General features: G+C 71.5%; 23 protein-coding genes. 12 read left to right on the forward strand and 11 right to left on the reverse strand.

From position 1 onward, the window contains the following. Positions 1-116 precede the first annotated feature (116 nt). On the forward strand, positions 117-1,151 hold the full coding sequence (gene fbaA / locus DDE18_RS01900; RefSeq protein ID WP_116570979.1) for a class II fructose-bisphosphate aldolase: 1,035 nt from the start codon (positions 117-119) through the stop codon (positions 1,149-1,151). Positions 1,152-1,226: 75 nt separating this feature from the next. Here fbaA and mctP read toward each other — a convergent pair whose 3' ends face one another. The 3 genes from mctP to DDE18_RS01915 all read right to left on the reverse strand — a co-directional run bounded on the left by mctP (position 1,227) and on the right by DDE18_RS01915 (position 3,684). Further along, on the reverse strand, positions 1,227-2,942 hold the full coding sequence (gene mctP / locus DDE18_RS01905) for a monocarboxylate uptake permease MctP (RefSeq protein ID WP_116570528.1): 1,716 nt from the start codon (positions 2,940-2,942) through the stop codon (positions 1,227-1,229). Beyond that, on the reverse strand, positions 2,939-3,217 hold the full coding sequence (locus DDE18_RS01910) for a DUF3311 domain-containing protein (protein WP_245916391.1): 279 nt from the start codon (positions 3,215-3,217) through the stop codon (positions 2,939-2,941). The genes mctP and DDE18_RS01910 overlap by 4 nt, the downstream gene beginning before the upstream one ends. A gap of 62 nt (positions 3,218-3,279) precedes the next feature. Next, the gene (locus tag DDE18_RS01915; protein ID WP_116570529.1) at positions 3,280-3,684 is read right to left on the reverse strand and encodes a DUF3151 domain-containing protein; all 405 of its coding nucleotides are present in this window, start codon (positions 3,682-3,684) and stop codon (positions 3,280-3,282) included. Between the two features lie 242 nt (positions 3,685-3,926). On the opposite strand from DDE18_RS01915, the gene DDE18_RS01920 reads away from it, so the two are divergent. Beyond that, the gene (locus tag DDE18_RS01920) at positions 3,927-4,955 is read left to right on the forward strand and encodes a type IV toxin-antitoxin system AbiEi family antitoxin domain-containing protein (protein WP_116570530.1); all 1,029 of its coding nucleotides are present in this window, start codon (positions 3,927-3,929) and stop codon (positions 4,953-4,955) included. A 133-nt stretch (positions 4,956-5,088) separates the two neighbouring features. Here the strand turns inward: DDE18_RS01920 and lysS are convergent, their stop codons facing one another. Further along, positions 5,089-6,816 carry a lysine--tRNA ligase gene (gene lysS, locus DDE18_RS01925; RefSeq protein ID WP_116570531.1) on the reverse strand — a complete coding sequence of 576 codons (1,728 nt, stop codon included), beginning with the start codon at positions 6,814-6,816 and terminating at the stop codon, positions 5,089-5,091. 214 nt (positions 6,817-7,030) lie between these two features. Here lysS and DDE18_RS01930 point away from each other — a divergent pair, with 214 nt between their 5' ends. Then, on the forward strand, positions 7,031-8,014 hold the full coding sequence (locus DDE18_RS01930) for a helix-turn-helix transcriptional regulator (RefSeq protein WP_133241127.1): 984 nt from the start codon (positions 7,031-7,033) through the stop codon (positions 8,012-8,014). 6 nt (positions 8,015-8,020) lie between these two features. Here DDE18_RS01930 and DDE18_RS01935 read toward each other — a convergent pair whose 3' ends face one another. Next, complete coding sequence (locus tag DDE18_RS01935) at positions 8,021-8,926, reverse strand: diacylglycerol/lipid kinase family protein (RefSeq protein WP_245916440.1); 906 nt, start codon at positions 8,924-8,926, stop codon at positions 8,021-8,023. Positions 8,927-9,045: 119 nt separating this feature from the next. Here DDE18_RS01935 and DDE18_RS01940 point away from each other — a divergent pair, with 119 nt between their 5' ends. The 4 genes from DDE18_RS01940 to purB all read left to right on the forward strand — a co-directional run bounded on the left by DDE18_RS01940 (position 9,046) and on the right by purB (position 13,751). Next, the gene (locus DDE18_RS01940; protein WP_116570533.1) at positions 9,046-10,332 is read left to right on the forward strand and encodes an adenylosuccinate synthase; all 1,287 of its coding nucleotides are present in this window, start codon (positions 9,046-9,048) and stop codon (positions 10,330-10,332) included. Between the two features lie 143 nt (positions 10,333-10,475). Further along, the gene (locus DDE18_RS01945; protein ID WP_116570534.1) at positions 10,476-10,967 is read left to right on the forward strand and encodes a DUF2975 domain-containing protein; all 492 of its coding nucleotides are present in this window, start codon (positions 10,476-10,478) and stop codon (positions 10,965-10,967) included. 112 nt (positions 10,968-11,079) lie between these two features. Then, positions 11,080-12,336, forward strand: a complete 1,257-nt coding sequence (gene purD / locus DDE18_RS01950) for a phosphoribosylamine--glycine ligase (protein ID WP_116570535.1) — start codon at positions 11,080-11,082, stop codon at positions 12,334-12,336. Continuing rightward, positions 12,333-13,751 carry an adenylosuccinate lyase gene (gene purB, locus DDE18_RS01955; RefSeq protein ID WP_116570536.1) on the forward strand — a complete coding sequence of 473 codons (1,419 nt, stop codon included), beginning with the start codon at positions 12,333-12,335 and terminating at the stop codon, positions 13,749-13,751. The genes purD and purB overlap by 4 nt, the downstream gene beginning before the upstream one ends. Before the next feature lie 7 nt (positions 13,752-13,758). Here the strand turns inward: purB and DDE18_RS01960 are convergent, their stop codons facing one another. Both DDE18_RS01960 and DDE18_RS01965 read right to left on the reverse strand, forming a co-directional pair. Then, on the reverse strand, positions 13,759-14,523 hold the full coding sequence (locus tag DDE18_RS01960) for a sulfite exporter TauE/SafE family protein (RefSeq protein ID WP_116570537.1): 765 nt from the start codon (positions 14,521-14,523) through the stop codon (positions 13,759-13,761). Further along, on the reverse strand, positions 14,520-15,239 hold the full coding sequence (locus DDE18_RS01965; RefSeq protein WP_116570538.1) for a FadR/GntR family transcriptional regulator: 720 nt from the start codon (positions 15,237-15,239) through the stop codon (positions 14,520-14,522). Before DDE18_RS01965 ends, DDE18_RS01960 begins: the two co-directional genes overlap by 4 nt. A gap of 110 nt (positions 15,240-15,349) precedes the next feature. Between DDE18_RS01965 and DDE18_RS01970 the strand changes: the two genes are divergently transcribed. The 3 genes from DDE18_RS01970 to DDE18_RS01980 are packed head-to-tail and all read left to right on the forward strand — an operon-like array spanning position 15,350 to position 19,346. After that, a complete protein-coding gene (locus DDE18_RS01970) occupies positions 15,350-16,717 on the forward strand; it encodes an SLC13 family permease (RefSeq protein ID WP_116570539.1) in 1,368 nt (455 codons plus the stop codon). 5 nt (positions 16,718-16,722) lie between these two features. Next, positions 16,723-17,895: a CaiB/BaiF CoA transferase family protein gene (locus DDE18_RS01975; protein ID WP_116570982.1), complete on the forward strand. Its 1,173-nt coding sequence runs from the start codon at positions 16,723-16,725 to the stop codon at positions 17,893-17,895. Then, a complete protein-coding gene (locus DDE18_RS01980; protein ID WP_116570540.1) occupies positions 17,892-19,346 on the forward strand; it encodes a carboxyl transferase domain-containing protein in 1,455 nt (484 codons plus the stop codon). The genes DDE18_RS01975 and DDE18_RS01980 overlap by 4 nt, the downstream gene beginning before the upstream one ends. Positions 19,347-19,561: 215 nt before the next feature. On the opposite strand, the gene DDE18_RS01985 is transcribed toward DDE18_RS01980, so the two are convergent. Continuing rightward, positions 19,562-19,747, reverse strand: coding sequence for a hypothetical protein (locus tag DDE18_RS01985; RefSeq protein ID WP_116570541.1), 186 nt, complete (start codon positions 19,745-19,747; stop codon positions 19,562-19,564). Positions 19,748-19,911: 164 nt separating this feature from the next. Between DDE18_RS01985 and DDE18_RS01990 the strand changes: the two genes are divergently transcribed. Together DDE18_RS01990 and DDE18_RS01995 are read left to right on the forward strand one after the other, a co-directional pair. Then, complete coding sequence (locus DDE18_RS01990; RefSeq protein WP_425437537.1) at positions 19,912-20,181, forward strand: acylphosphatase; 270 nt, start codon at positions 19,912-19,914, stop codon at positions 20,179-20,181. 85 nt (positions 20,182-20,266) lie between these two features. Then, positions 20,267-20,812 (forward strand): antibiotic biosynthesis monooxygenase, encoded by a 546-nt coding sequence (locus tag DDE18_RS01995; protein ID WP_116570543.1) that lies wholly within the window; start codon positions 20,267-20,269, stop codon positions 20,810-20,812. Here the strand turns inward: DDE18_RS01995 and DDE18_RS02000 are convergent. The 3 genes from DDE18_RS02000 to DDE18_RS02010 all read right to left on the reverse strand — a co-directional run bounded on the left by DDE18_RS02000 (position 20,802) and on the right by DDE18_RS02010 (position 23,058). After that, positions 20,802-21,182 carry a hypothetical protein gene (locus DDE18_RS02000; protein WP_133241128.1) on the reverse strand — a complete coding sequence of 127 codons (381 nt, stop codon included), beginning with the start codon at positions 21,180-21,182 and terminating at the stop codon, positions 20,802-20,804. The two genes, DDE18_RS01995 and DDE18_RS02000, sit on opposite strands and share 11 nt — an antisense overlap. A 215-nt stretch (positions 21,183-21,397) precedes the next feature. Continuing rightward, positions 21,398-22,501 carry a hypothetical protein gene (locus DDE18_RS02005; RefSeq protein WP_116570545.1) on the reverse strand — a complete coding sequence of 368 codons (1,104 nt, stop codon included), beginning with the start codon at positions 22,499-22,501 and terminating at the stop codon, positions 21,398-21,400. Continuing rightward, entirely contained in the window at positions 22,501-23,058 is a 558-nt protein-coding gene (locus DDE18_RS02010; protein ID WP_133241129.1) for a hypothetical protein, read from the reverse strand. Before DDE18_RS02010 ends, DDE18_RS02005 begins: the two co-directional genes overlap by 1 nt. Positions 23,059-23,109: the final 51 nt, after the last annotated feature.

Below are 23,109 nucleotides of genomic sequence, written 5' to 3' on the forward strand. Positions count from 1 at the left end.
CAGGCTCACCTCGAGTGTCGCCCGGGGAGCGGCAGCGCGAACGCTCGGATCGCGACCAGCCGGTAGCCACTAGTGTGGGCGGCGAAGACTCCACCCGTGCTGAGGAGAACTCCCCCATGCCCATCGCAACCCCCGACGTCTATGCACAGATGCTGGACGCGGCGAAGGAGAAGTCCTTCGCCTTCCCGGCGATCAACGTGTCCTCGTCCCAGACCCTGAACGCGGCCCTCAAGGGCTTCGCCGACGCAGGCTCCGACGGCATCATCCAGGTCTCGACCGGCGGTGCCGAATACCTCTCCGGCCCGACCGTCAAGGACATGGTGACCGGCTCCCTCGCGTTCGCCGCGTACGCCGCCGAGGTCGCGAAGAACTACCCCGTCAACATCGCGCTGCACACCGACCACTGCCCCAAGGACAAGCTGGACGGCTTCGTCCGCCCGCTGCTCGCGGCCTCCGCCGAGCGCGTCGCCCGCGGCGAGGACCCGCTGTTCCAGTCGCACATGTGGGACGGCTCGGCCGTGCCGCTGGAGGAGAACCTCCAGATCGCGCAGGAGCTGCTCGAGCAGGCCGCCGCCGCGCAGATCATCCTCGAGGTCGAGATCGGCGTCGTCGGCGGTGAGGAGGACGGCGTCGCCAACGAGATCAACGAGCAGCTCTACACCACGCCCGAGGACGCCCTCGCCACCGTGCGCGCGCTCGGTGCCGGCGAGAAGGGCCGCTACATGACGGCGCTGACCTTCGGCAACGTGCACGGCGTCTACAAGCCGGGCAACGTCAAGCTCCGCCCGGAGATCCTCAAGGAGGCCCAGGCGGCGGTCGCCAAGGAGCTCGGGCTGGCGGATGACTCGAAGCCGTTCGACCTCGTCTTCCACGGCGGCTCCGGCTCGACCGCCGAGGAGATCGGTGCGGCCGTCGACTACGGCGTCATCAAGATGAATGTCGACACCGACACCCAGTACGCCTTCACCCGCCCCGTCGCGGCCCACATGTTCACCAACTACGACGGTGTCCTGAAGGTCGACGGGGAAGTCGGCAACAAGAAGGCCTACGACCCCCGCGCCTGGGGCAAGGCCGCCGAGGCCGGCATGGCCGCCCGCATCGTCGAGGCCTGCGAGCACCTGCGCTCGGCCGGCCAGTCGCTCGGCGCCTGACGCCTCGGCGTACTGCCTGACACGACGAAGGCCCGCTCCCCTCCGGGAGCGGGCCTTCGCTGGTGAGTGCGATCCTCAGATGGGCGGGGCGTTGCCCGGGATGTCGTCCAGGTCGCCGTAGGGCTGGTCGTGGTGCGCGTGCGCGACCAGGTCCTTCTGCACCTTCGGGTCGTCCTTGTCGGCGAAGTAGTCGAACGGGATCGTCTCGTCGCGGCCGTTGGACACCTTCATCGCGTTCATGATCGCGGTGACCACGACCGTGACGAGCAGGTTGAGCACGAACGCCGTGAGCGCGATGTAGCCCATCTCGCCCAGCCCCGGGATCTCACCGAGCGAGCCGCCGAAGTGCTTGCCCGTGACCGGGTTGACGACGTTGTACGCCGACACCGTGCCGTAGACCATGCCGACGGCCCAGCCCGCGAGCAGGCCCCAGCGGTGGAACCAGCGCGTGTAGAGGCTGAACACCACGGCCGGGAATGTCTGGAGGATCCAGATGCCGCCCAGGAGCTGGAAGTTGATGGCGTTCTGCTTGTCGAGCGTCAGCACGAAGACCAGCGCGAACGCCTTCACGATCAGCGACATCAGCTTGGAGACCTTCGCCTCCTGGGCCGGCGTCGCGGCCGGGTTGAGCCACTCCTTGTAGATGTTGCGGCTGAACGTGTTGGCCGCGGCGATCGACATGATCGCGGCCGGCACGAGCGCGCCGATCGCGACGGCGGCGAAGGCCACGCCGGCGAACCACGCCGGGAACATGTCCTCGAACAGCTGCGGGATGACCAGCTGCGCGTTCGGCTCTCCGTCGAGGCCGATCGGCTGCGTGCCCGCGGCGATCGCCACCCAGCCCAGGAGGGCGAGGAGGCCGAGCACGAAGGAGTAGGCCGGCAGGATGGCGGCGTTGCGCCGGATCGTGTTGCGGCTCTCCGAGCTCAGCGACGCGGTCACCGAGTGCGGGTACATGAACAGTGCCAGCGCCGAGCCGAGCGCGAGCGTGGCGTAGGCCCAGCCGGTGCCCTCCCCGGGGATGAACGAGCCGGTCGGCTTCCCGGTCGCCTCGTTGACGGTCGCCATCTTGTCCTGCGCGGCACCGAAGATCGCATCCCAGCCGCCGACCTGGCCGGGCAGGTAGATGACGGCCACGATGATGACGAGATAGATCAGGATGTCCTTGACGAACGCGATCACCGCCGGCGCCCGCAGGCCGCTGGAGTAGGTGTAGGCCGCGAGCAGCGCGAACGCGATGAACAGCGGCAGGTCCTTGGCGAGCACGTTGTCGCCGCCGCCGAGGCCGGCCACCTCGAGCACCGCCTGGATGCCGACGAGTTGCAGGGCGATGTAGGGCATGGTCGCCACGAAGCCGGTCACCGCGACGGCCAGCGACAGCGACCGCGCGTCGTACCTGCCGCGGACGAAGTCGGCGGTGGTGACGTAGCCGTGGCGGTGGCTCACCGACCACAGGCGGGCCATGAAGATGAAGATGATCGGGTAGAGCACGATCGTGTAGGGCACCGCGAAGAAGCCCGCGACCGCGCCGGTCGCGAACATCGCCGCGGGCACGGCGACGAACGTGTACGCCGTGTAGAGGTCGCCGCCGAGCAGGAACCAGGTCACCCAGGTGCCGAACTTGCGGCCGCCGAGCCCCCACTCGTCGAGGGACTCCAGCGACTCCGCGCGCTTGAAGCGGGTGGCCATGAAGCCGGCCACGGTCACGACGCCGAAGAGGGCGATGAGCACGGTCAGGGCGATGCCGTTGATGCCGGTGTCGGTGGCGAGCACCGAGATCTGCGCGTTCATCGGTCACCTCCGCGGCGGCGGGCCGAGAGGGTGAGCTTGTAGGCCGTCCAGGTCAGCGCCGAGCAGACGAAGACCCAGACGAACTGGTACCAGAAGAAGAAGGGGAAGCCGAGCAGCTCCGGCTCGGTGCGGGCGTAGCTGGGCACCCACACGAGCGCCACGATGGGGATGAGCAGGAGCACGCCGGCCGCGGCCATCTTGCGCCTGTCGGTGGGCGGCGGGCCCTCGTCGTGCGGTGGCGGGACAGGGTCGGGGGGATGGTTGCCGAGACTCATGGCCACGACCCTAGCGAGATGTGACCGCGCTCACCTCCGAGGGCTCGCCGACGTCACAGGCCTCAGCCGAGGAGGGTGTCGTACGCCGTGGGGCTGGAGTCGCGCAGGAACGTCGAGCAGCGCTCCCACTCGTCGGTCTCGCCGATGGCGCGGGCGCTCTGGGCCAGGATGGCGAGGCAGGTCAGGAAGCCACGGTTGGCCTCGTGCTCCCACGGCACCGGGCCGTGGCCCTTCCAGCCGTTGCGGCGGAGCAGGTCGAGCGAGCGGTGGTAGCCGACGCGGGAGTAGGCGTAGACGGTCACGTCGTCGGCGCCCTGCTCGCGGGCCTCTTCGGCGAGCGCGGCCCAGGCGGCAGGCGACGCGGGGTGGCGGCGTACGACGTCGGCGGGGGTCGCGTCGCCGGCGAGCTCGGTGGTCGCCGGGTCGTCGGGCAGGTGGGTGGGCGGGGGGCCGGCCAGGAGGTTCATGCGCCCAGCCTCTCAGACACCTCCGCGTGCCCAGAGCTCATGTAACGCGCTGTCTATGGCACTAGCGCGCCGTCACGACAGCGCACCAGCGCATCAAACAGCGCGTGACAGCTCGCGCGCAGGCGGATCAAGTCAGCCGGGGGCAGCCAGCAATCATTCACAACCCCCTCTGGTCCGAGGCCATCCACAGACCAGCCGGCGTCCCGCTCCGGGTCCTGTGCCCTTCCTGCGACCGTCGCGGCATGGACGCACGAGTGCGAGCGGCAATCGCCGAAGGCGGAGAGCTGGTCACCACGAGACGACTTCGGGAGCTGGGCATCGACCCGCGGCTGGTCGCTGCAGCCGTACGACGGGGCGAGCTCGTCGCGGTGCGCCGCGGCATCTACACCTCGGCCGCGCTGTGGGCGTCGTGGGACGAGTTCCGCCTCCGGCCGATCGCCCGGATCAAGGCTGCCGACCTCGCGATCACCGTGCCGCATGTCTTCAGCCACGACTCCTCGGCGCTGCTGCAGGAGCTGCCCCTCATCGACGCCCGCAGGGCCGACGTTCACATCACTCGGGAGAGAGTCCTGGGATCCAGGACGAAGTTCGGCATCCGCCACCACGGCGCGCCGTACGACGCGGCGGACGTGTGCGAGATCCACGGACTGCAAGTCCTGTCCATCCCGAGGACCGTCATCGACATCGCGCGTGAGCACGGCTACGACGCCGGGCTCGTCGCCGCCGATGGCGCCCTTCGACTCGGGTGCACGCAGGCGCAACTCCTCGCGCAGCTGGAGGTGAAGACGCACTGGCCCGGGATCACTGTGGCCCGGGCGGTCGTAGAAGACGCCGACATCGGAGCGGAGAACGCCGCCGAGACGCTGGCGCGGATCCTCGTGCGAGAGCTGGGCGTGGGTGCGGTGGAGACGCAGTTCCCCGTCGTCACCCGACGGGGGGTGCGTTGGTGCGACCTGCGGGTGGGCTGCCACGTGTTCGAGTTCCACGGGCGACTGAAGGTGCTCGCCCCCGAGGCGGGAGGCGTCGCGGAGGCCGCGGCGGCGCAGGTCCTCTGGGACGAGCGCAAGCGCGAACGCGACGTGACCAGCCCGGGGCTCGGCCTGAGCAACATCTACTGGGAGGACTTCTTCGAGCCTGCCCGCGCCCGCGCGATCAAGCGGCTGGCTGAGGAGTACGCCGTCACCCGGCGTCGCTTTGGCGACGTGTTGCCCGCCCTCCTCGAGGAACAGGCGCGCAGGCTGCGGGGGCGGCGCTACCCGAGGTTCGGGTGACAAAGCGGCGACGTCGGGCACCGGCGTACCTGAGGCTGTAACGCGCCGTCCTTGACACTGCCGCGCCGTCACAGCGGCGCACCAGTGCATCGGACCGCGCGTTACAGCACGCGCGCGGTGGCGCGCACCCGGCTCAGGCCGGCGGAGTCAGCAGCCTGCGCACGGTGTCGGTCCCGAGCGCCACGATCAGCGTGGGCAGCCGAGGGCCGCGGTCGGCGCCGACGAGCAGGTTGTAGAGGAGCCTGAAGAACTCCTTCTGGTCGGCCTTCACCTGGTCGGTGGGCGCGTCGTCGAGGCCGAGCCCGAGGGCGACCTTGGGTACGCCGTAGACCAGCGACGTCACTTCGTCCAGCTCCAGCTCGGACGGCAGGCGGTCGAGGAAGGTCCGCAGCCACAGCTCCTCGTCCTCGGTCAGCGAGGACAGTCGGGCGGTGTCGGGAGTGGAGCGGACCATCGTGCGCTCCGACTCGGGCACGAACTCCGACGTCCACGCCATCGCCTTGCCGAGCCGCGGCTCGAGATCGTCGACGCTTGCGTGCGGAAAGCCGACATGCTCGATGATGCGGCTGATCTGCTCGGCCGACCCCGCGGTCACGTCGGCGACGGACGACAGGGTGCGGAACGGCACGGTGACCGCCGGGGCCGGCAGCGGGCCGGACGCGACGGCGGCAGCACGCTCCCAGGCCAGCGTGGCCACGTCCCGCTTGGCCGGGTCGGCAGCCTTGCGACCCAGGGCGTCCCACTCGTCGTACAGCCGCTGCACCTCGGGACCGAAGTCGATGGTGAACGTCTGCTTGGGCGCGCGCCGCACGTAGAGCCAGCGCAGGATCGGCGCCTCGAGGATGCGCAGCGCGTCGGACGCGGTCGGCACGCCGCCGGACGACGACGACATCTTCTGCATGCCCGCGAAGCCGACGAAGCCGTAGCCGAACCACGCCGGCCCGGAGTCGGCGCCGAAGACCGACTTCACCAGCTCGTGGCCGACGGTGAACGACGAGCCGGGGGTCGCGTGGTCGGCGCCGGCCGGCTCGAAGTCGACGTGGTAGAAGGCCCAGCGCATGGGCCAGTCGACCTTCCAGACCAGCTTGCCCTCGCTGTCCGTGCGCAGGTTGGTCGCACCGGTGAAGCCGCAGGACGAGCAGGTGTAGGCGAGGTCGGTGGTCGCGTCGTCGTACGACGTGAGGGTCACCGTGTCGCGGCCGCACTCGCGGCAGTAGGGCTTGTAGGGGAAGCGCGCGAGGCCGCCCGCGCCGTCGCCGGTGTCTTCCTCGTCGGCCACGGAGTCCGCGAGGGCGGCAGCCTCCTGGGCGTCGAGGTCGGACTGCTGGTCGCCGGTGGGAGGCGCTGCCGGCCTCTTCGTGCGGTAGCGCCCCAGCACGGCGTCGATCTCGTCCCGCGCGGCGACGGCGGCGAGCACCGGCTCGCGGTAGGTGCCGGCGGTGTAGAGGTCGGTCTGGGAGACCTCGTCCATCTCGACGCCGAGCTCGGTCAGCGCCTCGCGCAGGGGAGCCTTGAAGTGGGCGGCCCAGGAGTCGTGGCACTCCCACGGGTCGGGTACGGCGGTGAGCGGGCGTCCGATGTGCTCGGCCCAGGACTCGGGCACTCCAGCGGGCACCTTGCGGAAGCGGTCGAAGTCGTCCCAGACGTGCAGGTGGCGGGTCTCGACGCCGCGGCGGCGCAGCTCGTCGGCCACGAAGTGCACGGTGAGGAACTCGCGCAGGTTGCCCAGGTGCACCGGGCCGGACGGAGAGGCGCCCGAGGAGACGGTGACGGGCTTGCCCTCGCCGGCGTGCCGGACCGCGTCGTCCGCGGCGCGCATCACCCAGTCGACGGGATCCCTCTGCTGTCCACCTCGTGCCATGCAGCGAAGGCTATCCCCGGGCTTCGGAGGCCGGGCGTACGAGGGCCCCGGAGCCGCCCCCTGCGGCGACTCCGAGGCCCTGGACACGTGGGCCCTGACGGGCCGCCAGCCGCACACCCCCGCGGAGCCACTGGTCTCACGTGCTGTTCACATTCTGCGTGAGGGCCGCCGCGACACATGGCTCTTCCCTGCCACTGGCACTATCATGCCAACCATGCCTCCACGTCGCCGCCCGATGGCCACCGCCTTCGGGCTGCCGGCCGCGATGGAGGACCTCTACCGCCGGGTGCACCCCGGGAGTGGCCGTCCGGTCGCCGAGGTGGCCCACAGCCTGGTCGTCGAGCCCGACCAGCTGCTCGCCGACCTCGCCCCGCTGCTCGCCACCGACATCGTCCGGGTCGAGCGCGGGATCCTGCAGGTCGCGAGCCCCGTCGAGGCGGTGTCGAGGTACGTCGCGAGCCAGGCCGCGCTGGTCTCCGAGGCCGCCCAGGAGCTGACCCGGGTCTCCCGTGCCCTCCCGGTGCTCGCCGAGCTCCGGGGAGGCGACCCCCAGGCCCAGGGGGCGATGCCGCTCGACGGCGAGGTCTACGAGGGGGGCAACGTCCCCCAGATGCTCGCCCAGTGGATCCAGGAGTCGAGCGGCGACCTGTGCTTCCTCCGGCCGGACCAGTGGAGGCTGCCCACGGAGTCGGAGATGGCCAGGGTCGTCAACGACGCCATCCGGAAGGGACGCGTGGTCCGGACGATCTATCCGCTAGCGGCCCTCCAGGAGGCGCCGGCCGTGCTGCTGGGGCGGGCCTCGATCGGCGAGCAGATCCGGGTGCTGCCCGAGGTGCCGACCCGGCTCGCCATCATCGGCGCCTCCCGCGGGCTGCTGCCCGACCCGCTCGGGGTCGGCACCGAGCGGCGGATGGCGCTCCGCCAGTCGGCGCTGGTGCAGCTGATGATCCGCTACTTCGACCTGCTCTGGGAGAACGCCCACGCCGTGCCGGCGCTGGACCGCGGCGAGGCCCGGCCCGACCTCCGCAGGCTGCTGCTCGGCCAGCTGGCCGCCGGCGCCAAGGACGAGCAGATCGCCCGCACGCTGGGGCTGAGCCTGCGCACGGTGCGCCGCCGGGTCGCCGCGCTGATGGTCGAGCTGGGCGCCGACACCCGCTTCCAGGCGGGTGTGGAGGCGGCGCGGCGCGGGTGGATCTGAGGACGGCTAGGCCGGCAGGACCAGCGACCAGGCGGCCGGCTCGACCCGCCACGACCGGCTGCGCTCGGGACCGTAGATCTCCCCGTCCGCCGACACCCAGAACTCCTCGCCGCTCACCGTGGCGGTGGAGCCTCGCACGTAGAGCACGTCGTCGCGCTCGTGGTGCTCCCCGCGCCTCAGCGACACGGCGTACCCGGCCTTGGCCAGCGGGCTGACCGCCCGCGACACCATCACGTCGACCTTCCCGTCCGCGGGGTCCGCCTCCGGGGTCAGCTCGGTGCCGCCGCCGACGCTTGCGCCGTTGCCGATGGCGACCATGAGCAGCGGCCGGCTGAAGTCGTTGACCACGGTGCCGTCGACCTCCACGCGCAGCCGCCGGTGCGGCGGGTGGACGGCCGAGAGCAGGGCGCCGATCGGGTAGCCGAGCTTGCCGAGGTTGACGCCGCCGACGCCGGCCGAACCGAGCCGCTCCTTCCAGCCCTTGCCCTTGCGGGAGGCCTGCGCCCCGGCCCCGACGTGCACGTTGTTGACGACGATCTCGCCGGTCTCGTCGACCACCAGGTCGAGCCGTCGCGGCCGGCCCTCGAGCACGAGGCGGGCCGCGTCCTCCACCTCGAGCGGGATGCCGACGGTGCGGGCGAAGTCGTTGCCCGTGCCCGTCGGCAGTAGGGCGAGCGTGCGGTCGGCGAGCTCGTGGCGCTTGTGCAGCGCGGAGACGACGGCGTGCAGGCTGCCGTCGCCGCCGGCCACCACGATCCGCCGGGTGCCGGCGCGGTGCAGGACGCCGTCCAGCTCGCCGGGGTTGCGTGTCGCGGCCACCTCGACCGACGCCTCGTCGCGCAGGATCGCGACCGCCCGGTCCAGGGTCTCCTGGTCGGCGGTGCCAGCCTCGGCATTGGTCACCACGAGCATCGGTTCCACGCCGTGGACAGTAGCCGAGACCCGGTGGTCCGTGGCTTTGGTAGCGTGAGTTCGCAAGAGCTCCGGTGCACTTGCGCCGGAGCTGTTTTTCTTCTGCGAGGAGGGCCGCGATGCCCGCGATCGTCGTACTCGGCGCCCAGTGGGGCGATGAGGGCAAGGGCAAGGCGACCGACCAGCTGGCGACCAACCAGCCGATCGACTACGTCGTGCGCACGAGCGGTGGCCACAACGCCGGCCACACGATCGTCGTCAACGGCGAGAAGTACGCCACCCACCTGCTGCCCAGCGGCATCCTGACCCCCGGCGCGACCAGCGTCATCGCCAACGGCGTGGTCGTCTCGCCGGAGGCGCTTTTCCGCGAGCTGGACGGCCTGCTCGAGCGCGGCGTCGAGCTCGGCGGGCTGGTGGTCAGCGCCAACGCCCACGTCATCGCGTCCTACCACGCGACGATCGACAAGGTCACCGAGCGCTTCCTCGGCAAGAACCAGATCGGCACCACCGGCCGCGGCATCGGCCCGGCCTACGGCGACAAGGTCAACCGCGTCGGCGTCCGGATCGCCGACCTCTTCGACGAGAAGATCCTCCACGCCAAGGTCGAGTCCGCCCTCGACGTGCGCAACCACCTGCTGACGAAGGTCTACAACCGCCGCGCGGTCCAGGTGGACGCGGTGGTCGAGGAGCTGCTGTCGTACGTCGAGCGCCTGCGGCCGATGGTCGCCGACACCTCGCTGCTGCTCAACCGGGCACTCGACGAGGGCAAGACCGTGCTCTTCGAGGGCGCCCAGGCGACGATGCTCGACGTCGACCACGGCACCTACCCCTTCGTCACGTCGTCCAACCCGGTGGCCGGCGGCGTCTGTGTCGGCTCCGGGGTCGGCCCCACGCGCATCGACCGGGTGATCGGCGTGATCAAGGCCTACACGACCCGCGTCGGCGCCGGCCCGTTCCCGACCGAGCTGTTCGACGACGACGGCATCCGGCTGCAGCAGCTCGGCGGCGAGATCGGCGTCTCGACCGGCCGCACCCGCCGCTGCGGGTGGTACGACACCGTGGTCGCCCGCTACGCCGGCCGGGTCAACGGCCTCACCGACCTCTTCCTGACCAAGCTCGACATCCTCGGCGCCTGGGACCGGATCCCGGTCTGCGTGGCCTACGAGATCGACGGCCAGAAGGTCGACGAGATGCCGATGACGCAGACCGAGTTCCACCACGCCAAGCCGGTCTACGAGTTCTTCGAGGGCTGGAGGACCGACATCTCCGGCTGCCGCACCTTCGCGGAGCTGCCCCCCAACGCGCAGACCTACGTCAAGGCGCTCGAGGAGCTCTCGAAGACCCGCATCTGGGGCGTCGGCGTGGGCCCGGGCCGCGAGCAGACGGTCGTCGTCCACGACGACTGACCCGCCTGTCGACGGCGGACGACGGCTGAGCAGGGCGCGGTCCGCACATCTGCACAGGATCTCCACACCTTCGCCGCGCGACCTGACCGCGCCCGCTCCTAGTCTCGAGCTCACGAACGCGTGACTGGACGACGGGAGACCCGATGGAGACGCTCACCCACCTCGCGCTGCGGTCCGTGCTGGCAGTGGTGCTCGCCGGCTCGCTGGTCGTGCAGGTGATGATCGGTCCAGCGCCCGCCGGTGACCTGGAGGGGTCGCCGCTGCGGGTGCCGATCCTGGTCATCCTCGGCCTGGGAGTGCTGTGCATCCAGGTCGTCACGGTGTGTGCGTGGCAGCTCCAGACGCTGGTGCGCCGGGGCTCGGCCATCTCCCGGGCCGCCCTCCGCTACCTCGACGCGATCGTCGGCGCTGCCGCCGCGGCCTGCCTGCTGGCGCTGGCGTTCGCCGTGACCCTGGCACCGGGCGAGGACGTCGCGCCCGGGATCGTGCTCCTCATCTGTGGCGTGGGCGCGATCGTCACCGGCTTCGGGTTGTTGGTCCTCCTGCTCCGGCTGCAGCTGGGTGGTGCCATCGCCCGCCAGAGCCACGGCGGCGCCGGCCAGAGTCCCACCGGTCCCCGCCTGACGCGGCGGTAGCCCCGCTCGGCCGGTCACCGGTGACCGCGCAACCCGGCTGCGGGCAAAGGCGATCGTCCACGGCACCTGAGCGGTCGGGAGGGTGCGCCTCCGGCCGATAGGATCGTGGCCCGTGAAGACCCTCGTCATCGGCCCCGGAGGACGCGAGCACGCCCTCGCCAGCGCACTGGCCCGGGACCCCGGTGTCACCGAGGTGCACGCCGCGCCCGGCAACCCGGGCATGGCGTCCGTCGCGACGCTGCACGACGTCGACGCCACCGACGGGGCCGCGGTCGCGGCCCTGGCGAAGCAGCTCGGCGCCGACCTGGTCGTGATCGGCCCGGAGGCCCCGCTCGTCGCGGGCGTCGCCGACGCGGTGCGCGACGCCGGCATTGCCTGCTTCGGTCCCAGCCGCGAGGCCGCCCGGCTCGAGGGCTCCAAGGCCTTCGCCAAAGAGGTCATGGAGGCCGCCGGTGTGCCCACCGCGCAGGCCCGCGTCTGCACCACGCCCGAGGAGGCGGCCGCGGCCCTCGACGCCTTCGGCGCGCCGTACGTCGTGAAGGACGACGGCCTCGCCGCCGGCAAGGGCGTCGTGGTGACCGACGACCGCGAGGCCGCGCTGGCACATGCCGCCCAGTGCGAGCGCGTGGTGATCGAGGAATACCTCGACGGCCCCGAGGTCAGCCTCTTCGCGATCACCGACGGCGCGACGGTCTACCCGCTGCAGCCGGCCCAGGACTTCAAGCGCATCTTCGACGGCGACGAGGGACCCAACACCGGCGGCATGGGCGCCTACACGCCGCTGCCCTGGGCGCCCGAGGGCCTCGTCGACGAGGTGCTGCGCGACGTGCTGCAGCCGACCGTCGACGAGCTGGCCCGCCGCGGCACGCCCTTCGCCGGCCTGCTCTACGCCGGCCTCGCGCTGACGTCGAAGGGGACGCGGGTCGTCGAGTTCAACGCCCGCTTCGGCGACCCCGAGACCCAGCCGCTGCTGATGCTGCTGGACTCGCCGATCAGCCCGCTCCTCCTGGGCGCCGCGACCGGCAGCCTCGCCGAGGTGCCGCAGCCGGTGTGGAAGCCGGGGGCCGCCGTGGCCGTCGTGATGGCGAGCCGGGGCTACCCCGAGGGCTCGTCGGGCGGCGACGTGATCGTCGGCACCGAGACGCTCGACAAGGAGCCGGACGTCGACGTGATCCACGCCGGCACCGCCCTGGCCGACGGCCACCTCGTCACCGCCGGTGGCCGGGTGCTCGCCGTGGTCGCCGTGGGCGAGGACATCGCGGACGCCCGGGCCAAGGCCTACGAGGGCGTCGCGACCATCAGCTTCCCCGGCGCGCAGTGGCGCCGCGACATCGCCCTCGCCGCCGCAGGCCTCAAGGAGACCCGATGACCGTCCCCAACGTCCTCGCGACGAGGTACGCCGCCGCCGACCTCGCCGCGATCTGGTCGCCCGAGCACAAGATCGTGCTCGAGCGCCGGCTGTGGATCGCCGTGCTCGAGGCCCAGCGCGACCTCGGCATCGACGTGCCGGACGGCGTGGTCGAGGCCTACCAGGCGGTCGTCGAGAAGGTCGACCTCGACTCCATCGCCGCCCGCGAGCGGGTCACCCGCCACGACGTGAAGGCGCGCATCGAGGAGTTCTCGGCGCTGGCGGGCCACGAGCACATCCACAAGGGCATGACCAGCCGCGACCTCACCGAGAACGTCGAGCAGCTGCAGGTCAGGCAGTCGCTCGAGCTGCTCCGCGACCGGGCCGTGGCGACCCTCGCCCGCCTGGCCAGGCTCGCCACCGAGCACGAGACCACCGTGATGGCCGGCCGGTCGCACAACGTCGCGGCCCAGGCCACGACTCTCGGCAAGCGCTTCGCGACGGTCGCCGACGAGATGCTCGTCGCGGTCCAGCGCATCGAGGAGCTGCTCGCCCGCTACCCGCTGCGCGGCATCAAGGGGCCGATGGGCACCGCCCAGGACATGCTCGACCTGCTCGACGGCGACGCCACCAGGCTCGAGGACCTCGAGCAGCGGGTGGCCGCCCACCTCGGCTTCGACCAGGTGCTGACCAGCGTCGGCCAGGTCTACCCCCGCAGCCTCGACTTCGACGTGCTCTCCGCGCTCGTCCAGCTGACGGCGGGCCCCTCCAACCTGGCCACCACGATCCGGCTGATGGCCGGCCTGGAGCTGGTCACCGAGGGCTTCAAGGAGGGCCAGGTCGGCTCCAGCGCGATGCCGCACAAGATGAACACCCGCTCGTGCGAGCGCGTCAACGGCCTCGCGGTGATCACCCGCGGCTACCTGTCCATGGTCGGCGAGCTCGCCGGCGACCAGTGGAACGAGGGCGACGTCTCCTGCTCGGTCGTCCGCCGGGTCGCGCTGCCGGACGCCTTCTTCGCGGTCGACGGGCTCTTCCAGACGTTCCTCACGGTGCTCGACGAGTTCGGCGCCTTCCCCGCGGTGATCCAGCGCGAGCTCGACCGCTACCTACCCTTCCTCGCCACCACCAAGGTGCTGATGGCGGCCGTCCGGGCCGGCGTCGGACGTGAGGTCGGACACGAGGCGATCAAGGAGGCGGCCGTCGGCGTCGCCCTCGACATGCGCCAGGGCCAGGCCGAGAACGATGTCTTCGACCGCCTCGCCGCCGATCCGCGGCTGGGCCTCACCCGCGACCAGATCGCCGCCCTGGTGGCGGATCCGATCGAGTTCACCGGCGCGGCCGTGGCGCAGACGCAGGCCGTCGTACGCCGCGTGGTGGAGCTCGTCGCCCGCCACCCCGAGGCCGCGGCGTACACCCCCGGCGCCATCCTCTGACGGACGGCTAGAGCATCAGCGCGGCAGCGACGATGCCGGCCGTGACGACCGCGAGCCGGAAGAACGCCGGCGGCAGCAGCCGGCCCATGCGCGCGCCGGCGTAGCCGCCGACCACCGAGCCGGTCGCGAGGAGCAGGATCGCCTCCCAGTGCAGGTCGGCGGCCACCAGGAAGATCGCGCCGGCCACGAGGTTGCCCGCGAGCACCGCCAGGGTCTTGAGCGCGTTGACGACCCTCAGCTCGAGGTCGGTGCCGAGGCCGAGGACCGCGACCATCATCACGCCCGAGCCCGCGCCGAAGTAGCCGCCGTAGACGCCGGTCAGGGCCGCGAAGCCCGTCGTCGCGGGGGACATCGAGAGCCGGGGGGAGACCGGGTTGGACTCGTCGTGGTGGCGGCGCAGCCACCGCGAGATCCACGGCTGTGCGCCGACGAGCAGGCAGGCGAAGAGGATCAGCCACGGCACGACGGCCTCGAACGCGCTCGCCGGCAGCGCCAGGAGGAGCACGGCGCCCAGCACCGCGCCGACCGCACAGCAGGCCAGCACGGCGCGGGTCACGAGCGGGTGCTCCCGCAGCTCCGAGCGGTAGCCGAAGGATCCGCTCAGGCCGGCGGGAATGAGTCCCACGGTGTTGGACGCGTTCGCGACGACGGGCGGGATCCCGAGGGCGACGAGCACCGGGAAGCTGAGCAACGACGCGACGCCGACAGTGGAGGTGAGGACACCCGAGCCCAGGCCCGCCGCCAGGACGGCGAGCTGTTCGCCGCCGGTCACCCGTCGTCGCGGATCAGGGCGACGTCGCTGACCATCGTGATGTGGTCGTGCATCGCCTCCGCCGCCGCGGCAGGGTCGCCGGCGGCGATGGCATCGGCGATCCGACGGTGTCCGGCGAGCGAGTCACGCGGCCGTCCGGGCTGGGAGAGCGACTCGATCCGCGTCTCGCGGATCAGCTCGCCGATCGTGGCCATCATCCGGTACAGCAGGTCGGAGTGTCCGGCTGCCGTGACGGCGCCATGGAACTTCTCGTCACCCTCGACGCCTCGGCCGCCGGCCTCGATGTCGCGCTCCATCTCCTCCAGTGCGGCGTTGATCGCGGCCAGGTCCTCGTCGGTACGACGCTGCGCGGCGAGCGCCGCGAGCTTGGTCTCGAGCGCGTCGCGGGTCTCGATGATCTCGGGGATGCGGTCGGCGTGGGCACGGATGGCGTCGATGATCGCGCCCGTTCCCTTGCCGGTCAGCACGGTGCCGTCGCCGTGGCGCACCGCCACGACGCCGACGACCTCCAGGGCGACCAGCGCCTGGCTGAGCGTCGCGCGGCTGACGCCGAGACGGGCCGCCAGCTCCCGCTCGGGGGGGAGGCGCTCGCCGGCCGTCAGCCCGTTGTCGGCGATCCACGTGGTGATCTGCTCCGCGACCTGCTCGTAGAGCCGGGTGCGCGACAGGCGGGTGGGCAGCGGACGACCTGGGAGGTCGCGGGACAGCTCGGACATGCGTCCATCCTATTGACATTCCCGGCAGTGTCCTATTGGCTAGGCCACTGATCCAGTCCAGTGGTGCTCGTCACACCGAGCCCCCGGCACTCTGAGCAAAGGTGGACCTCATGGGACCTGAATGGGTCGCAATCCTGGCGCTGGTAGCGCTGTTCGTGGTCGGCACCGTCCTGCCGATCAACATGGGCGCGCTGGCCTACGTCGCCGCGTGGCTCGTGGGCATGTACGCACTCAACCTCGACGAGAAGGAGATCCTCGCCGGCGTCAGCGGTGACCTGATCCTGACGTTGATCGGGGTCACCTACCTGTTCGCGATCGCCAAGAACAACGGCACCGTCGACCTCATCGTGAGCAGTGCGGTGAGGGCGGTCGGCGGCCGGGTGGCCTTCATCCCGTGGGTGATGTTCGCCGTGACGGCGCTGCTGACCGCGATCGGCGCGGTCAGTCCCGCGGCCTGCGCGATCATCGGCCCGATCGCGCTGGGCTTCGCCGGCAAGTACGGCATCAGCCCCCTGATGATGGGCATGATGGTGGTCCACGGCGCCCAGGCCGGAGGCTTCTCGCCGATCAGCATCTACGGCGCGATCACCAACTCGGTGATGGAGGAGGCCGGCCTGCCGAGCAGCGAGGTGACGATCTTCCTCGCCAGCCTCGTCGTCAACACGGCCATGGCTGCGATCCTGTTCGTGCTGCTGGGTGGCCGCAACCTGTTCTCCGCGCGCATCGACGCCGACGAGGATGTCCGTGGGGACCTGCGCCGTGGGGGCAACCCGGTGTCGGCACGCGGGATGGGCGCCAGCACACCACTCGGCACCGGAACCGGCACTGGAAGCGGCACCACCCAGACGGCGCAGCCCACGCAGACGACCACCGCCACCGGCGCCCGGGTCGACCAGATCCTGACCCTCGTCGCCTTCGTCGGCGTCGCCGCGATCGCGCTGGTCTTCGACAAGAACATCGGCTTCGTCTCGATCACCGCCGCGGTGATCCTGGCCATGCTCTCGCCCAACGAGCACAAGGACGCCGTGCGCCAGGTGGCCTGGCCGACGGTCCTCCTCGTCGCCGGCGTCAGCACCTACGCCACGATCCTGACGACCGCCGGGTCGCCGGAGTTCGTCGGTGGCTGGGCCGCCGGCCTCGGTGCTGCCGCGATCGGCGCCTTGGTGCTGTGCTACGTCGGCGGTGTCGTCTCGGCGTTCGCCTCGTCGACCGCGCTGCTGCCCGTGATCATCCCGATCTCGCTCCCGTTGATCGCCGAGCACGGCATCTCGGCCGGCCTCTTCGTGGCTGCCCTCGCCGTCGCCTCGACGATCGTCGACGTGAGCCCGTTCTCGACCAACGGCGCGCTGATGCTGGCCAACAAGCCGGACACCATCGAGGAGCAGACCTTCTACAAGCAGATCCTGACCTACAGCGTCATCGTCGTCCTCGTCGGACCGCTCCTCGTCTGGGCAGCACTCGTGCTGCCGGGCTGGTGACGGCCGTGCAGGGGCCGCTGTCCGACGTCGTCGTCGTCGACCTCTCCAGGGCGCTGGCGGGACCGCACGCCGCGATGATGCTCGGTGACCTGGGTGCCCGCGTGATCAAGGTGGAGGTGCCGGGCTCGGGCGACGACACCCGTGGCTGGGGGCCGCCGTTCGTCGGCGACCCCGAGGCGCCCGAGTCGACCTACTTCCTGTCCTGCAACCGCAACAAGGAGTCGATCGCGATCGACCTCAAGGCGGGCGAGGACCGCGAGGTGCTGCTCAAGCTCGTGGACCGGGCCGACGTGCTCATCGAGAACTTCCGCACCGGCGTTCTCGAGCGGCTCGGCCTCGGCATCGCCGACCTCCAGGCCCGCAACCCGCGGCTGGTGGTGCTCTCGATCACCGGCTTCGGCCATGACGGGCCCGAGGGTGGGCGGGCGGGTTACGACCAGATCGCCCAGGGCGAGGCCGGGCTGATGTCCCTCACCGGCTCCGGGCCGGACGACCCGCAGCGGGTGGGGACGCCGATCGCCGACCTGCTCGCCGGGATGTACGGCGCGTACGGCGTCGTTGCGGCCCTGCACGAACGCCACCGCACCGGCGTCGGCCGGGTGGTCCGCACCTCGCTGCTTGCGGCCGTCGTGGGCGTGCATGCCTTCCAGGGCACCCGGTGGACCGTGGCCGGCGAGGTGGGCAGGGCGCAGGGCAACCACCACCCCTCGATCTCGCCGTACGGCCTGTTCCACTGCGCCGACGGGGCGGTCCAGATCGCCGTCGGGAGTGAGGGCCTGTGGGCCCGCTTCTGCGACACCTTCGGGCTGGACCCGAAGGCCGACGGGCTCGCGACCAACCCCGAGCGCGCGGCCCGGCGGGAGCAGGTCATCGAGGTCGTCGAGGGTGTGTTCGCCACCTGGAAGGCCGAAGCGCTGCTCGAGCGGCTGGCCGAGGCCGGCATCCCCGCGGGCAAGGTCCGGTCGATCGACGAGGTGTATGCCTGGGAGCAGACCGCCAGCCAGGGGCTGCTCGTCGACGTGGAGCACGCCACGCTCGGCAAGGTGACGCTGCCCGGGCCCCCGTTGCGGTTCTTCGGTGCCGACGGCGCCGAGCAGACGGGTCGCGAGCACGCAGCCCCGCCGACCCTGGACCAGCACGGAGGGGCGCTGCGGGCCTGGCTCGAGGAGGCGTCATGACGCATCGCTGGAGCGCCCACGAGCTGACCGACCTCGTCCTCGACGAAGGGTCGTTCGAGTCCTGGGACCGGCCGGTCGACGTGTCCGGCCTCGACCCTGCCTACCGGGCCGAGCTCGCCGCCGCGGCCGAGAAGGCCGGCACCGACGAGTCGGTCCTGACGGGGCGGGGTCTCGTGCACGGTCGTCCGGTCGCGGTGGTGGTCAACGAGTTCCGCTTCCTGGCGGGCTCGATCGGTCGCGCGGCGGCGACGCGGATCACCGAGGCCGTACGCCGCGCCACGGCGGAGGGACTGCCGGTGCTCGCGACCACCGCATCGGGTGGCACCCGGATGCAGGAGGGCACCCCGGCCTTCCTGCACATGGTGGAGATCTCCCGGGCGCTGATGGCGCACCGGGCGGCAGGGCTGCCCTACCTGGCCTACCTGCGGCACCCGACCACCGGCGGCGTCTTCGCCTCCTGGGGGTCGCTGGCCCACGTGACCGTCGCGGAGCCGGGGTCGCTCATCGGCTTCCTCGGGCCGAAGGTCTACGAGGCGCTCGAAGGCAGGCCCTTCCCGGCCGGCGTCCAGACCGCGGAGAACCTCGCCGACCACGGCGTCATCGACGCCGTGGTCGCGCCGGAGGACCTGCCCGCCCTCGTCGACCGCGCGCTGGCCGTGCTCGTCGACCCTCCCACCCGCCCGGCACTGCCGCGGCGGGCCCCGGCTGCGGCACCGCCTCCCGACGCCTGGACCTCGGTGGAGCGGACGCGGCGGCGCGACCGGGCGGGTGTGCGAGAGCTGCTGCGGTACGGCGCCTCCGACACGGTGCGCCTGCGCGGGACCGACGAGGGCGAGCGGGACGCTGCCGTGATTGTCGCGCTGACCCGGCTCGACGGTCAGCCCTGTGTGCTTGTCGGCCAGGACCGGGCCCGGCAGTCGCCGACCACGCCGATGGGTCCGGCGGCCCTGCGCGAGGCACGCCGCGGCATGCGCCTGGCCGAGGAGCTGAGGCTCCCGCTCGTGACCGTGATCGACACCCCCGGGGCCGAGCTGTCCCAGAAGGCCGAGGAAGGTGCGATCGCCGGCGAGATCGCCCGCTGCATCGCCACGATGACGACCATGACGGTCCCGACGCTCTCGGTCCTGCTCGGCCAGGGGTGTGGGGGAGGCGCGCTGGCGCTGCTGCCGGCCCGGGTCGTCGTCGCGACCGAGCACTCCTGGCTCTCGCCGCTCCCGCCGGAGGGCGCGAGCGTGATCGTGCACGGCGACGTGTCGCACGCTCCCGAGCTGGCGCGCGCGCAGCGTGTCAGGGCCGCCGACCTGCAGGCTGCCGGGACCGTCCAGCACGTCGTGGCCGAGGCCGACGGCGACACTCCCGAGGCCCTCGCCGTCGCGGTGGCGGCGGAGTGCTCCCGGGTCCTCGCCTCGCTCACCACCCTCGCCACCGCCCCGGAGGCGCTTGGCGCCTGAGCGCGGCAGCCGAGCACGGCAACCGGGTCACGACACCAGGGCCCGGGTCGGACGGCAGTCCGCTCCGGGCCCTCTCGTGGTTCAGCCCTCGCCCGGCCCGCCGTGCGCCGCGCGACACCGCATCCTGACGCGATGTAACGCGCCGTCCAGTACACCTCCGCGCCGCCACAACGGCGCGGGAGTGCCATGGACGGCGCGTTACATGCGTGGGCGGGTCAGCCGGCGGGGACCCAGCGGCGCCAGGCGAAGGTTCGCCGGACCCCGGAGGCCGAGGCCCGTGGACCGGCCTCCGAGTCGCGCGCGGCCTGGCGGGCCAGCGCTGCGTCACGGACCTGGCGGCGGATGTCGGCCTGGTGCTGGGCGGCGACCTGGCGGGTGATGTCGATGGCGGTGCTGTTCATGACGGGCTCCTCGGGTGGTGGGCTGGCACGTCCTACTGTTCGACTGAGGCCCCCTACCGGGCATCGGGCATCTGCCTACGTCTGGGGCCTCAGACCGCCTTAGCCACGCGCCGTACCCACCTGAGGCGGGCACCGCCTGCCTCAGACGGGCCATCATGGGAGGCGTGACTGCGACCGACCTGACGATCACCGGCCGCGTGCAGGGCGTCTCGTTCCGCTACTACACGCAGCGCGCGGCGGAGCGCCTCGGCGTCGCCGGCTGGGTCCGCAACGAGCCCGACGGCTCGGTGGCCGTGCACGCGGAGGGCCCCGCGGACGCGGTCCAGCAGCTGGTCGCGTGGTGCCACGAGGGCCCGCCGGGGGCGCGGGTCGAGCGGGTGGACGTCGCCGAGGGCTCGGAGACCGGCGCGGCCGGCTTCGGGATCCGCTACTGAGACGCGCCACCCCCCGACCTGCGTGTCCGAGGTCTCGTCGACGCGAGTTCGGAGCCCCGGCCGGCCCGACCCGACAATGAGGGCCATGTCCGCCCCCGTCACCGTCTCCGTCACCCGCCACGTCGACCCCGCGCAGTCGCACGAGATGCTCGCCTGGGTGCAGGCGGGCACGAGCCTGGCGCAGTCCTTCGACGGGTTCCTGGGCAGCGGCTGGGTGCGACCGGCCGAGGGGTCGAAGGAGTGGCACATGCTCTACCGCTTCGCCGACGCCGACTCGCTCGCCCACTGGGAGGCCAGCCCGCAGCGCGCCTGGTGGCTCGAGGCGGCAGCGGGCCGGATCGAGGCGACGCGGGTGGAGCGGCGCACGGGGATCGAGGGCTGGTTCGACGACCCCGCCGCGACCGATGTACAGCACCTCCGGAAGGCGCCGCCGCGCTGGAAGCAGGCCGTCGTGATCTTCCTGGTCTTCTTCCCGCTGAGCGTCGCGTCCAACTGGGTGGTGTCGCACACGATCGCCGACTGGCCGCTGCCGCTGCGGGTGCTGGCCTCCGTGCTGGTGATGACGCCGCTGATGACCTACGTCCTGCTGCCGTGGATCACCCGGCGGATGGAATGGTGGCTCAAGAGGTGACAGCGTCCGGAACGGCATCGAGGACGAGGTCCGCCAGTCGGTTCACGCGCTCGATCGCTGCATGCCGATCGGATTCCGGCACCGTGGCGGTGACGACCAGCCGGACCACCAGATTGTCGTCAGCGACGGCGTCCGCACGTCGGATCCGGGTGGCTCCGTCGTCCTCGAACCGCTCATCAGCAGCGAAGAGGGCCGACCTGCTGCGTTCCCAGGAGGCGGCAACACTCGGTGTCGAGGTCTCGACCTCGCCGAGCGTCGCCCAGGCGTCCGGGGCCGTGACTACGACGGACGCATTCCCGTAGGCCAGGTCGATGTCTGCCTTGGACGTCGGCGCGACCGCCTGCAGCTCCACGGCCACCATGGAAGCCATCGCGGCACACAGTGAGCCGGCTTCTTCCGCCTCGTCGTGAGTCCGACGGACGTCGTCCCATCCAGCCGAGGTGACCCGTGCGCTGAGGTCGATGCGGTCGCAGAAGTCCTCAGGCACGACCCACGGGTCGGGAGGAGGGTGTGCAGGTGGTTCATCGGCGCACGCGCTCGACGATGCGAGCAGGATGCCTGCGAGGCAGGCGCGGTGCAGCCGGTTCACAGTCCGCGCCCGCTGCTCTCGTGGTAGAAGGTGCCGTCGTTGCCGAGGGAGGCGGCGATCGGTGTCCAGAGGTTCACCTTCGACCCGGTCACGACCCCGTCGTCCATGCCGTCGATGTGCTCCCGCATCTCGGCCACCTTGTCCTGGACCCCGTCGTAGTTGCGCCTCACGTTGGTCTTCACCTCGGCCAGCTCGTCGACGAGCGCGCCGTCGACCTCCTCGGCGCTGCTCGCCTCGAGATTCTTGAGCTTCGAGTTCTCCGGCGGGACCTGTGTTGCAGCGTAGTTGAGCAGCAACGAGGTGCTGCCCAGCGCGGCGGCCGCCCCGGGGACCGGGAAGAGCAGCGCGCCCGCGATGCCGGAGATCGTCGACAGCAGGATCAGTGCCTCGGCACTGCTCTGCTCCCGGCTGTCGTCCTGACGCTTCTGAAGCTGCCGATCGGCGAGCCGCTTGGCCTCGGTGACGAGGTTCATCACACTGTGCTGGCCCGCGTCGTTGACCGCCTTCGCCGCAGCGATGAGCGAGTTGAGGTAGTCGAGCGCCCACAAGTGGTTCTCGCGGATGGAGTTGAAGGGCGCGTGGAAGTCCTTGAAGAACTTGTCGGCTGCCTCGCCCTCCCACTCGGACCCCTGCTCCGAGAGCCCAGCCCAGTCCACGGAGACACGCGTCTTCAGGGTCGCGTAGGTCGACACGAGGACGTGTGACGGGGTGCGGAACGAGCTGGACTCCAGCCGGACGATCGACTCGACGTCGCTCTCGAACGAGGTCTGGGCGGCCACTCGCCAGGCTGAGGCAGCGTCATAGACGTCGTCGACCCACGACATGTCGACCGGCTCGGCGGGGGCCGTGTAATAGCCCCCACCGCCGCTGCCGGGCTGCGTGCCGTGATACCGCTTCGTGAACGAGTGGGTAGTCCCCAGCGTGATGGTGCTGTCGCCGTCCGAGGCCATGTTGGACGATCCAGGGGTGACGCGGTAACCGGTCAGGCCCCGCTCGTCGAGTCCGTCGAGCACCCCGTCGATGCCGTGGAGCTCCTCCATCAGGTCATAGGCCTCGCTGGTCACGGTGTAGAACTCGGCCAGGTCGAAGGTATCGGCCATCAGTCCTCCTCCTCCGCGTCGTCGTCGGCGAGCTGGTCCTCGATGTCCGCGTCCTCGAGGATCTGGTCGAGGTCTTCCTCCTCTGGCACGTCGTCCGGATCCACCGTCGGCGGATCTCCGGGACGCGGCGGGTCGTGCCGCGCCGGGGGGTTGTCGAACAAGGACGCATCTCGCTCGAGCAGGCCTGCGAACTGGTCGCGGGCCTCCTGGTCGGTCTTCGCGTAGTCGTCCGCGATGAGCACGAGGGTCTCTCCCGCGTCGTACAGACGCTTCGTGCTCAATCGGAGGGCGTCATAGACGTCCTCTGCGCGGCGGGCAATCGCGTGTCCGACGGGGTGGGGCAGCTGCGAGGCGATGCTCTCCAGGAGGGCCTGAACGTAGTGGAGCTCGGCAGCGGCTTGCGAGTAGTGACCGGCTGTGGTGGGGATGTGCAGCTGCCCCGCCGAGTACAACGCATAGAGATCGCCGCCGAAGCGATCCCCGGAGCCGACGTCACGCCCGTCCTGGCCGGTGTAGGGGGGCACGTAGTCGGGATCGTGGGGGTCGGTTCGGGTCATGAGGGGCTCCTCGGCGTGGCGGGCGTCCTGCATTCCTTCCCCGGGGACACG

The sequence above is a fragment of the Nocardioides gansuensis genome (genome assembly GCF_003076135.1).
Classification (GTDB): Bacteria; Actinomycetota; Actinomycetes; order Propionibacteriales; family Nocardioidaceae; genus Nocardioides; species Nocardioides gansuensis.

Excerpts from the sequence above, each read along its gene's own strand:
- fbaA (WP_116570979.1), top strand. The coding sequence starts at position 117 with ATGCCCATCGCAACCCCCGACGTCTATGCACAGATGCTGGACGCGGCG.
- mctP (WP_116570528.1), bottom strand. The coding sequence starts at position 2,942 with ATGAACGCGCAGATCTCGGTGCTCGCCACCGACACCGGCATCAACGGC.
- DDE18_RS01910 (WP_245916391.1), bottom strand. The coding sequence starts at position 3,217 with ATGAGTCTCGGCAACCATCCCCCCGACCCTGTCCCGCCACCGCACGAC.
- DDE18_RS01915 (WP_116570529.1), bottom strand. The coding sequence starts at position 3,684 with ATGAACCTCCTGGCCGGCCCCCCGCCCACCCACCTGCCCGACGACCCG.
- DDE18_RS01920 (WP_116570530.1), top strand. The coding sequence starts at position 3,927 with ATGGACGCACGAGTGCGAGCGGCAATCGCCGAAGGCGGAGAGCTGGTC.
- lysS (WP_116570531.1), bottom strand. The coding sequence starts at position 6,816 with ATGGCACGAGGTGGACAGCAGAGGGATCCCGTCGACTGGGTGATGCGC.
- DDE18_RS01930 (WP_133241127.1), top strand. The coding sequence starts at position 7,031 with ATGCCTCCACGTCGCCGCCCGATGGCCACCGCCTTCGGGCTGCCGGCC.
- DDE18_RS01935 (WP_245916440.1), bottom strand. The coding sequence starts at position 8,926 with ATGCTCGTGGTGACCAATGCCGAGGCTGGCACCGCCGACCAGGAGACC.
- DDE18_RS01940 (WP_116570533.1), top strand. The coding sequence starts at position 9,046 with ATGCCCGCGATCGTCGTACTCGGCGCCCAGTGGGGCGATGAGGGCAAG.
- DDE18_RS01945 (WP_116570534.1), top strand. The coding sequence starts at position 10,476 with ATGGAGACGCTCACCCACCTCGCGCTGCGGTCCGTGCTGGCAGTGGTG.
- purB (WP_116570536.1), top strand. The coding sequence starts at position 12,333 with ATGACCGTCCCCAACGTCCTCGCGACGAGGTACGCCGCCGCCGACCTC.
- DDE18_RS01965 (WP_116570538.1), bottom strand. The coding sequence starts at position 15,239 with ATGTCCGAGCTGTCCCGCGACCTCCCAGGTCGTCCGCTGCCCACCCGC.
- DDE18_RS01970 (WP_116570539.1), top strand. The coding sequence starts at position 15,350 with ATGGGACCTGAATGGGTCGCAATCCTGGCGCTGGTAGCGCTGTTCGTG.
- DDE18_RS01980 (WP_116570540.1), top strand. The coding sequence starts at position 17,892 with ATGACGCATCGCTGGAGCGCCCACGAGCTGACCGACCTCGTCCTCGAC.
- DDE18_RS01985 (WP_116570541.1), bottom strand. The coding sequence starts at position 19,747 with ATGAACAGCACCGCCATCGACATCACCCGCCAGGTCGCCGCCCAGCAC.
- DDE18_RS01995 (WP_116570543.1), top strand. The coding sequence starts at position 20,267 with ATGTCCGCCCCCGTCACCGTCTCCGTCACCCGCCACGTCGACCCCGCG.
- DDE18_RS02000 (WP_133241128.1), bottom strand. The coding sequence starts at position 21,182 with ATGGCTTCCATGGTGGCCGTGGAGCTGCAGGCGGTCGCGCCGACGTCC.
- DDE18_RS02005 (WP_116570545.1), bottom strand. The coding sequence starts at position 22,501 with ATGGCCGATACCTTCGACCTGGCCGAGTTCTACACCGTGACCAGCGAG.
- DDE18_RS02010 (WP_133241129.1), bottom strand. The coding sequence starts at position 23,058 with ATGACCCGAACCGACCCCCACGATCCCGACTACGTGCCCCCCTACACC.